The following is a 10042-nucleotide window of genomic DNA, read 5'->3' on the forward strand; positions in this document are numbered from 1 at the left end:
AAGACCTTTCGTTTGAAGTATGTATTTCTTGCAGCCAAAATCATTAAAACCGCAAGAACTGTAATTATGAATTTGTCAGAAAACTATCCGTACAAGGAAGTGTATGAAAAATGTCTGGTATAATAAAGATATCATCTTGAAAATCGAGTGTTGCTCTGTGGATAACTTGCAGGGTTTAATAAGTATCTTTACTCCAAAGTTGCAATCAATAATTTATTGAAAAAGATTGAAAGGTGGTGGTAAATAATGTTACAATGTGGGAGTATCAGTTTAAATTCTTCGTGAAATAGTGTTCTTTTAAGCTAATAAAAAATGCACGTGGAATTTAGGTAATATGTATTGTAATATTCATTAAGTTGTGTTTTACATGACATTTTATAAGGAGTGTATAACAAATGAAGTACGATTGTGAAAAATTTACAGATTTAGCTTTAAGTTTAGGTGCAAGGAGAGCTTGTATAATAGATGTGAGTAATATATTATTTAACCCAGAATTTAGAAAGTTTTGTGAAGAAAATGCCTGTGGTTTTTATGGTAAAAACCTTATGTGCCCACCTGATATAGGCACAGTGGAACAGGTTATAAGTAAAGCTAAAAGTCGAAATATCGGAATCTTCTATGAAACCATTAGCCCAATAAAAGATTTTGAAGATAAAGATAATATTAAACTAGCTGGTATAAATCAAAATGTAATATCAGAAAAGATGAAGCAAGAACTTCTAAAAATGGGTGCAAAAGATGTACTTTGTATGTCTACACGTTGCAAATATTGTGATAGATGTGCTAAATTGGACAACAAGAATTGTTATCATCCTGACATTGCCGTAGGTTGCCTCTCAGCTTATTGTGTAGATGTAAGCGATTTAGCTAAAAAATGTGGAATGGATTATACCTGTAAAGAGGGTACTCTTAGCCTTTTCGGCCTTACACTATTCAACCTTTAAACAGTTAACTTTAAGATAAAAAATCTATTTATTTTTACATATTATTTTCTTCTTAGGACATACTATTATTAAAGTCAAAACTTTTACTAAGGAGAATCTAATATGGAAAAAAACGATACCCTAAAACAGCAAGCATACATGGAAAAAGGTGAGGCTAAGCACATCCCTGAAAAAGGAGATCCTGTACCTTCATATCGCGAATCACAGAGAATCAACAACGATCATCTGCAAAATAGTTTTTATAACTTTACTGTAAATCCAAAACTTGAAAGCCTTAGCAAGTATTCAGAAATAGAATAATAGAATATGTAAAAAAAGAAGTCCATGGATATAATAAATAAAATTTACATGCCATGGACTTTTTAATACTACATTAATTTTTTTATTTCTTCAACTTTATTTAATTGCTCCCAAGGTAAATCTATATCAGTTCTTCCAAAGTGTCCATAGGCAGCAGTCTGTCTGTATATTGGTCTTCTAAGGTCTAATTCCTTTATAATCGCTGCTGGTCTAAGGTCAAATACTTTTTGGATTATTGTAACAATGGCATCATCTGATAATTTTCCTGTACCAAAAGTATCTACACATACGGAAACTGGTTTAGCAACTCCTATTGCATAAGCTAATTGTATCTCTAGCTTATCTGCCACACCTGCAGCCACAAGGTTCTTCGCAACCCATCTTGCAGCATAAGCAGCAGATCTATCAACTTTTGTTGGATCCTTTCCTGAAAATGCTCCACCACCGTGTCTTCCTGAACCTCCATAAGTATCCACAATTATCTTTCTTCCTGTAAGACCTGAATCTCCCTGTGGACCGCCAATAACAAATCTTCCAGTTGGGTTTATAAGATACTTTGTATTTTCATCTAAAAGTTCTGCTGGAACTACTGTTTTTACAACATGTTGAATTAAATCTTTTTCAATTTGTTCATGGGTAGCTTCTGGATCATGTTGTGTTGATATAACTATAGTATCCACTCTTAAAGGTGTATTCCCATCATACTCAACAGTAACTTGTGTTTTACCGTCTGGTCTAAGATAAGATAAAGTGTTATCTTTTCTAACTTGTGATAATTTTAGAGCTAGTTTGTGTGCAAGTGATATTGGAAGAGGCATAAATTCCTCTGTTTCGTTTGATGCAAAGCCAAACATCATTCCTTGATCCCCAGCTCCGATAGCATCTATTTTATCCATTTCACCTTTTTTAGATTCAAGAGCTTCATCTACTCCAAGTGCTATGTCTTGGGATTGTTCACCTATAGAAGTTACAACGGCACAAGTAGCGTAATCAAATCCAAATTTTGCTCTTGTATATCCTATTTCTTCTACAGTTTTTCTTACAACTCTCGGAATATCAACATAACAGTGTGTACTTATTTCTCCCATAACCGATACAAGCCCTGTGGTACAAGTTGTTTCACATGCAACTCTTCCGTTTGGATCCTGTTCCAAAATAGCATCTAATATGGCATCTGATATTTGATCGCACATCTTATCTGGATGTCCTTCAGTAACTGACTCTGATGTAAATAATCTTCTCATTTCTAACCTCTCCTTTTTTAAATTTTACAATCAGCATGAATCTCTATGCTGATTCTACACTAAAGTTTATAATAACCAATTTTAAGTATTTACCAGATTAAAAGCAAAATAAAACCTCTCCAAAAGAAGAGGTTATAAAGCCACATAACCTCTTATCTTGCAAATACTAATATCTGCGGAATTGGCACCATTGAATATGACATTGTTAGTGACATATACGGGTTGCCGGGTTTCATAGGGCCCTGTCCCTCCACCTCTCTTGATAAGAGCACATATTAAGTTTAACTCAAAATTATAGTATCATAAATTAAAATTTATTTCAACACCTAACAATATATTTGCAAAGTAATTTTTTCCTTAAAATACACTTACTAAAATTCTGTTACCGTGCCTAAAAATATGGGTAAATTATTGGATGAATCTACTATCATATAAAGGAATGGTCTATCTAAAATTACTCTTTTCTTTTCCTCAGGCAATGCCATAGCAGTTTCCTTCATAATTACCCCTGTGGCAGCTGAAGCCTTTGTACCTTTTTCATCTACAGTTATATGACATTTTTGAATAACAGAATCTATATATAGGTTTTTTTCACCCTTGGAATTCATTTTACTAAAATTAGCTTCTTCCATGGAAAAAGCACTTTTTATTCCCATGTTCTTAAAAGTATTATTTCCCTTAAAAGTCGTTAAGTAGTCCATGGAAAACTTCGGCATAACTGCTTCCACATCAGCAGATTTAGCGTTATATATACTTTCCCAAACTCTATCACCCTCTAAACTAGATATATATTCCTGAAGAGTAACTCCCTCATTTGGTAGCAAAGCTACAAATTTGTATCTACCGTCTTTATATGGTTTCGCAAATCCTGTGGCCTTATCATCTTCAATATAATATGTTTCATTTGACTTCATCATATCTACTTCACTTTTCTTGCCACTGCCACAGTTAAAAAATCCCTTATACAAATTATTCTTATCATACTTATCTTTCCATTCACCACGAAATGATATGGCATTAATAAGACACATTATTGTATCACTTGAAAGCTTCTCAACTAGTTTATCGATATCCCCCTGAGTCTTTGATTTCACCCATTTATTTATATCCTTTACTGTGGATTCATCAAAAGGTGCAGAATAAATCTGTGAATCATAGTAATTAATATTTTTCTGAAGGAACTCTTTTGAAATTTCTTTGCTTTCCTTATACCATATGGAGTTAGCTGTTAGAAGACTATCCTTTTTGTTGTTGTTCCTTCCCTCTATATATCTATTATAAAGAGATTTATTTAAATCCTCAATGTCCATTCCTCCTACAAGAACCTTCTCTATTTCTTTCTTAGTTTCTCCATCTGCTCCATTGCTAGTCATGGCTAAGGCAATGCTAGCAGACAGCGGCGATATAACAGCATTCCCACCACTTTCTACCGTATTTTTTAACAACTCTATGGCAAAACCCATTTGAGCTTTATCTATAGCTTCATTTTTGCTATCATCTAAATAGCTTTCAACCTTTTCCCGTTTAACATCCTGCATAAGATCTGTACAACTTAACTTTACATTTGAGGCAGTGCACCCCGTAATGGATACCATAGATACAATTAAAACACTTAATGAAATTACTTTTGCCCTAATTTTCTTCATCCCTAAAATTTTATTCATTTCTTTAATACCCCCACAATTTTTTTTATTATTTGGCCACGTATATGATACTTTTTATATATATTATTTTGGTTTTTTATTGTAACTACTATATAGTCCTCTTGTAACTCACCAATTTCATTGTCCTTAGCACTTTCATTATCCATTTCCTTTACACAACCTGTACCCAATGAATCAATGCACTCCATAATATATTTTATTTCCTCTTTCTCATTGCAATTTATATTGTAAGGTTCATTATTGATCTTTCCTACAATCTCTATGCCATCTATATGTTCATGTTTCCATATGGATTTTGTACCTTCTGGTAAATTCATGCTTTCTTTTTTATCACTAGAGGTAGTACATTCTGTTTCAGTGTCCTTGTGCTTGCCACCATATTGCCATATATTGACTACAAAACATATAATAAAGCTGCAAACCACAGTAGTCATAGCATACTTCATAACTTTCTTATTGCTTCGTTTTTTCTTATCATGGTAAAGTTCTGTCTTACTGTATACCAGTGCTTTAAATTCATCTGAACTCCTCATACTCCACCGCCTCCTTTTCCATAATTTTTTTCAACGAAGCTTTTGCTCTATATATTAGGTTTTCCACTTGCTTTACACTCTTCCCCATAATCTTTGCTGTTTCTTTATAACTGAGTTCTTCAAAATAGATAAGATGTACAGCTATCCTATAGTCCTCGCTTAGCTTTTTTATAGAATAAAATAACTGCCTCTTATCCTCTTTAGAAACCACCTCTTCCTCTAGCATTTTTTCCTCTGATTTTAATTGTTCACTGATTTCATCCATATTGCATATGGCAAATTTGCTATTATGTCTTATATAATCAACCGCTTTATTTTTTCCTATAGTAAAAAGATAGGTTTTCAAAGTACACCTACTAAACTTAAACCTATATTTGTGTACAATAAGCTCAACAAAAGCATCTGCCGCCAACTCCTCGGCAATATAAATATTGTTTACATATCGGTTTATGAAAAATATCAAATTACTCCTGTACATATCTATAATTTCATCGAACCCACTTTCATCCCCTTGGATAAAACGGTAATAGCTACTTGTACCGTTGTCCATGTTAAAATCCTCCTCACAGAATAAATATTTATTCCCTACACTTCTTATACGAACATATAAAATAAAACTCTCACTAAAAAAAACAATTTACCATCTATATCTGATAAATTGTTTTATAGTCATAAATTTATTAATTACAATTTAAAAATTCCGTTATATTTGCTACTACTTTCATTGCCAACCTTCTTCTTGCATTTTTTGTAAATCCTGTCACCACTGGTGTCATAATGATATTGCTATATCGGGAACATTTTTTTCTAAAGTCCCCCGTGGCCGATACCCCATCAAATATAGCGAAATTCTCTTTGTCATCTATCCACCGAAAAAAAGCTTGTTCTTCGAAACATGGTGATAATCCAGTATTTATAAGAACTTTACCCCCACCCATGGTCTTAAATTCTTCTTCACCTAATACCACAGTATTTCTTGGAAGGTGTACAGAAATTATATCGCACTGCTTTAAAAGTTGTTCTTTACTCAAATAAGTATATTTGCAATGTTCTTTCTCGTGTCTATTGTTATAAAATATTTTCATACCAAAAAAATCTGCAGCTTCAGCCACCATATTTCCCACAGTGCCAAGACCTATGATACCAAGTTTAATGTCCTCTAGCTCAATCTGCTCATTTCTGAACATTATAGTACCAGTTCCCTTAAATAATCTAATAAGTTCACTGAATATATATTCTATAACTCCCTTGTCACCATAGTGACTCACACCAATAACATATATATTTCTTCTTCTAGCTGTCATAACATCTACATTAGCAGATTTTTCATCGTACAGCGTACAACACATACCAATATACTTAAGTTTTGACAATGATGTTATAACTTTCTCGCTTATTTTGGTATTCCAAGACACCAGCATACAGTCAGCATCCTTCATACGCTTTACAATTTCATCATCACTGTCTGGAATGTCATTATACAATACTATTTCATCGCACAACTCCTTAAGCTTGTCTCCCACAAATTCCTCTATGCCTGTATAATCAACAGCTACTATTTTTTTAAATTTCATACAAAACACTCCCTTTAAAAGCAATAAATCTTTTTGTAATATATTTATTAAAATTCCTCTTTTATAGTTTTTACAAGGATATTATAGCTATCCCTTACTTCTATAAAAGTTTTCTTTGCCAATGATATATCACGTTGATTTCTCAATGCCTCCACAAGGTCACATATATTCTCGTATAGAATTACAAAGCTCAAATTGCCCGTTTCACCTTTTAAGGTATGTGCCTCTTCAAAAGCTTTATTGTAGTCCTCTTTTTCCATAGCTACTTCTAGCCTATGAAAGGTTTCATCACTTAAGAATTTAACTACATATTTCTCATACAACAAAGCCATGCCGCCAAATCTCTCAACTCCACTGGCATAATCTATTCCTGCCTTTTGTAAATTATTAACCTTCATTCCGCTCTCTTTCCCCCATACTATTTTATTACGTCTTCTAAAGTTTTGTATAGCACCTTTGTGTCAATTGGTTTTGCAATATGGCCGTTCATACCTGCAGACAATGCCGCTGAAACATCCTCTGTAAAAGCATTGGCAGTCATAGCTAAAATAGGAATGCTCTTAGCCTGACCATGGTCTAATTTTCTGATATTTCGTGTGGCTTCATATCCGTCCATAACAGGCATTTGGATATCCATCAATACGGCATCATATGTTCCCACAGCCGATTGTTTGAACTTTTCAACAGCTTCCTTTCCATTTTTAGCACAATGAACTTCCATATTTACCATTCTTAAAATCTCTACTGCTATTTCAGTGTTCAACTCGTTGTCCTCTGCAAGTAGAACTCGCCTGCCAGCAAAGTTGTATTCACGATCTTTAACAATGAGTTTTTTCTCACCACCTGAGTTTAAAGATACAAGCAAGTCAAATACAGTAGATTGGAACAGTGGTTTTTGTATCAGCATGTCTGCCCCTGCTTCTCTTGCCTCTTCCTCTATTTCTCCTAAATCATATGCAGACACGATTATAATGAGAGTATTTTTGTCAATGAATTCTCTTATACTTCTAGTTACCTCAACGCCACCGATGCCAGGCATTTTCCAATCGATGAAACATATATTGTATTTTTCATTTTTTTCATAACGATGTTTTAAAAGTTCTAGTGCTTCAATTCCACTAGCTGCCATGGAGTATCTTACACCAATTCTTTTTAAAATAGTTGCCGTATACTCCCTATTTTCATCGTCATCATCTACAATGAGAACCCTAATATCTTCGAGATTCATAGGAGCATTCTTTTCTTCCACTTCATTTATTTTGAATGGTAAGTCAACGGTAAAGGAAGTACCTTCTCCTTTTTTAGATTTAACATCTATGGCACCCCTCATAAGCTCCACCAAACTTTTTGTTATAGAAAGACCTAGTCCACTTCCACCGTGTCTCATAGCCGTTTCGGCACCCTCTTGTTCAAAAGGTTTAAAAACTCTTTCCAGCAGTTCCTCGGACATTCCAATACCTGTATCCTCTACAGTAAAGCTAAAGAAAGTATTGTTGTCACGACAATTTTTTTCACTGACTACTATTCTAATCTTACCACCCTTCTCCGTAAATTTATACGCATTGGACAACAAATTCATAATGACTTGATTTACCCTAAGCTCATCGCCCACAAGGTTTTCGTGTCGGATGTCCGATGCTACCATGGAGAAATCTATACCTTTTTGTTTGCACTGCAAGTAATATATATCTGAAATAGGTGATAATAATTTTTGTATATTAAAAGGTTTATTTGAAATCCTTAATTTATCATTTTCAATAGCCGACATATCCAACACATCGTTGATTATTCCTAGAAGTATTTTGGAGGAATTTTCGATTTTATTTATATACTGCTCCATTTTACTATTCTTTTCTGTGTAATTTTTCGCAATATATGTTATTCCCACAATGGCGTTCATTGGAGTTCGGATTTCATGACTCATCTTCGATAAAAACTCACTTTTAGCCTTGTTGGCCTGTTCAGCTTGCTCCACAGCCCTACATAGCAACTCGTTGGCTTGTTTCCTCTTTTTATTTACAATAAGCAGTATGACAATCATTAAAATAGCCACCATAGCAACGGCAAGTACGATACTGCTTTGAACTGGGTTATTGTATATAAAGTCGCTAAGGCTAAAATTTCTTGACAAATCAGGTTTCATCCTTATGATCTTTTCCATAGTCTCTCTATCTAGACTTCTTAACACCTTGTTTATTATGGAAAATAAGCGAGGATCTTGATCTTTCATCACTCCCACGCTTAGAAACTGCATTCGCCCCATGATCCCTCTTATTTTGATATTTCTAAATTTTGACATAGAAGAGTAATAATCGGCCTCCCGCATGTTTACCATAGCATATTGTACAATTCCATTCTTCACAGCTTCAATGCATTGCTCAGAATTGTCATAGAACTTTACAGTATAGTCATTGCCGACATTGCGCTTCACATTGTTTTCACTATAGTAGCCTCTTGCCACAGCCACAGTTTTTGTATTAGAATTTTGCGTGGAGTACATTAAAACCGAAGGCATCATTACAAAAGGTTCTGACATAAGACAATTAAAATTTTTTACCATAGCAAAATTATATGGCAGCGACGATATCATCCTTACATCTTCATTCTTGCAGATATTTAACAGATCATCATAGCCCTTGGCAGGTATAAACTGAAATTTAATCCCTGACAATTGGGATATCTTTTTATATACTTCTGAAATAGCTCCGGAAAATTCTCCAGTCTTTTCATTTTGTTCCTCCATAGGAGGCCATTTTGCATCATATGCAACCTTGATAACTGGATTTTGCTGTATATACATTTTTTCTCTTTCAGTAAAAACAGGTTTAAAATTGGCATTGCCATCCCCAAAGTATTCAAACTTCAACCTATTGTCGAAATCAGGGTTATTGTTCTTTATTTCATTTATAGCATAGTCTAGTTTTTTTATTATATTGCTATTGCCCTTTGTAGTAGCAATATAAAAGTGTTTAGAATTAAATTTACCTATAATTCGGTAACCCTTCAGTTTCACATTGTTGCTTATAAGAGCCGATTGAACTTCCCCCTTATCAAGGGCCTTGAGCACTTCTTGAAAACTGCTGTATTCCACGGTATCCACTGTGAATTTATTTTTCTTGCAATAAGCTAAAAGACCTTCATTTATGCTATTCTTTCCTACTACACCCACTTTCATGCCCTGAAAATTCTTAAAATCCTCATAGGCAATGTCACATTCTTCTGTTGTTATGAGATATGACATCAATTTTCCTATAGTAGCCTGCGGAAAATCAAATTTCCCCTTTGTTTCGGAACTGGCCGTAATAGGAGTCAGTAAATCTATTTCCCCCTTTTCCAGCATTTCCACAGCTTTTTCCCAAGTGGTATTTACATACTCATAGTCCCATCTCGCGTATTGGGCAATTGTTTCAAGGTATTGAGTTTGTGTCAAGTTAAAGTGGGCAATTTTGTATTCCTAATTTTCCCATTATAAGTTCAGTTAAATTTTTACCCCCGAAGAGTTTCGATTGAAGTCTAAAAGGGGAACACTTATCCCGTCAATTTTTAGCTAAAATTCTCATACTATCTATAAATAAGCTCACTAAAACTTCTTTCCTTAAAAAAATCTTGTATAGCTTTTCGTCCATTAGTTATGGCGTAGCCTGTAAATGGTATTCTTGCTTGTTGTATAGGATAATACTTACTTTTCTTTACCTTCTTATTTACATCTGACGCCGTTAAAGTAATCATCTCTGTTATTGTTTCTAGTTTCTCATTTGTAACAATGCCTGAGCATACTTCATT

9 protein-coding genes, 1 pseudogene and 1 riboswitch are annotated in these 10042 nt (G+C 34.0%); of the genes and pseudogenes, 2 read left to right on the plus strand and 8 right to left on the minus strand.

The genetic code is table 11. From position 1 onward, the window contains the following. Positions 1 to 395 precede the first annotated feature (395 nt). Both BUA73_RS13455 and BUA73_RS13460 read left to right on the plus strand, forming a co-directional pair. Positions 396 to 944, plus strand: coding sequence for a DUF2284 domain-containing protein (locus tag BUA73_RS13455; protein WP_072904615.1), 549 nt, complete (start codon positions 396 to 398; stop codon positions 942 to 944). A 102-nt stretch (positions 945 to 1046) separates the two neighbouring features. Next, the gene (locus tag BUA73_RS13460; protein ID WP_072904616.1) at positions 1047 to 1244 is read left to right on the plus strand and encodes a hypothetical protein; all 198 of its coding nucleotides are present in this window, start codon (positions 1047 to 1049) and stop codon (positions 1242 to 1244) included. A gap of 68 nt (positions 1245 to 1312) precedes the next feature. Here the strand turns inward: BUA73_RS13460 and metK are convergent, their stop codons facing one another. From metK to BUA73_RS14195, 8 genes and pseudogenes are all read right to left on the minus strand, one after another. Beyond that, positions 1313 to 2488 carry a methionine adenosyltransferase gene (gene metK / locus BUA73_RS13465; RefSeq protein ID WP_072904617.1) on the minus strand — a complete coding sequence of 392 codons (1176 nt, stop codon included), beginning with the start codon at positions 2486 to 2488 and terminating at the stop codon, positions 1313 to 1315. A gap of 149 nt (positions 2489 to 2637) precedes the next feature. Then, positions 2638 to 2757: riboswitch (SAM riboswitch) on the minus strand. Between the two features lie 102 nt (positions 2758 to 2859). Then, complete coding sequence (locus BUA73_RS13470) at positions 2860 to 4152, minus strand: serpin family protein (protein WP_084672277.1); 1293 nt, start codon at positions 4150 to 4152, stop codon at positions 2860 to 2862. Continuing rightward, the gene (locus BUA73_RS13475) at positions 4149 to 4685 is read right to left on the minus strand and encodes a hypothetical protein (protein ID WP_072904618.1); all 537 of its coding nucleotides are present in this window, start codon (positions 4683 to 4685) and stop codon (positions 4149 to 4151) included. The genes BUA73_RS13470 and BUA73_RS13475 overlap by 4 nt, the downstream gene beginning before the upstream one ends. Continuing rightward, positions 4669 to 5235: an RNA polymerase sigma factor gene (locus BUA73_RS13480; protein ID WP_072904619.1), complete on the minus strand. Its 567-nt coding sequence runs from the start codon at positions 5233 to 5235 to the stop codon at positions 4669 to 4671. The genes BUA73_RS13475 and BUA73_RS13480 overlap by 17 nt, the downstream gene beginning before the upstream one ends. Before the next feature lie 130 nt (positions 5236 to 5365). After that, positions 5366 to 6259, minus strand: a complete 894-nt coding sequence (locus BUA73_RS13485) for an NAD(P)-dependent oxidoreductase (RefSeq protein ID WP_072904620.1) — start codon at positions 6257 to 6259, stop codon at positions 5366 to 5368. Positions 6260 to 6306: 47 nt separating this feature from the next. Continuing rightward, positions 6307 to 6657, minus strand: a complete 351-nt coding sequence (locus tag BUA73_RS13490; protein ID WP_072904621.1) for an Hpt domain-containing protein — start codon at positions 6655 to 6657, stop codon at positions 6307 to 6309. 20 nt (positions 6658 to 6677) lie between these two features. After that, positions 6678 to 9689, minus strand: a complete 3012-nt coding sequence (locus tag BUA73_RS13495) for a response regulator (RefSeq protein WP_072904622.1) — start codon at positions 9687 to 9689, stop codon at positions 6678 to 6680. 131 nt (positions 9690 to 9820) lie between these two features. Continuing rightward, positions 9821 to 10042: pseudogene (locus BUA73_RS14195) on the minus strand (ISLre2 family transposase); the annotation flags it as partial.

It is taken from the genome of Hathewaya proteolytica DSM 3090 (genome assembly GCF_900142225.1).
Taxonomy (GTDB): domain Bacteria; phylum Bacillota; class Clostridia; order Clostridiales; family Clostridiaceae; genus Hathewaya; species Hathewaya proteolytica.

Coding starts and splice junctions, on each gene's coding strand:
- metK (WP_072904617.1), bottom strand. CDS start 2,488: ATGAGAAGATTATTTACATCAGAGTCAGTTACTGAAGGACATCCAGAT.
- BUA73_RS13475 (WP_072904618.1), bottom strand. CDS start 4,685: ATGAGGAGTTCAGATGAATTTAAAGCACTGGTATACAGTAAGACAGAA.
- BUA73_RS13485 (WP_072904620.1), bottom strand. CDS start 6,259: ATGAAATTTAAAAAAATAGTAGCTGTTGATTATACAGGCATAGAGGAA.
- BUA73_RS13455 (WP_072904615.1), top strand. CDS start 396: ATGAAGTACGATTGTGAAAAATTTACAGATTTAGCTTTAAGTTTAGGT.
- BUA73_RS13470 (WP_084672277.1), bottom strand. CDS start 4,152: ATGAATAAAATTTTAGGGATGAAGAAAATTAGGGCAAAAGTAATTTCA.
- BUA73_RS13480 (WP_072904619.1), bottom strand. CDS start 5,235: ATGGACAACGGTACAAGTAGCTATTACCGTTTTATCCAAGGGGATGAA.
- BUA73_RS13490 (WP_072904621.1), bottom strand. CDS start 6,657: ATGAAGGTTAATAATTTACAAAAGGCAGGAATAGATTATGCCAGTGGA.
- BUA73_RS13460 (WP_072904616.1), top strand. CDS start 1,047: ATGGAAAAAAACGATACCCTAAAACAGCAAGCATACATGGAAAAAGGT.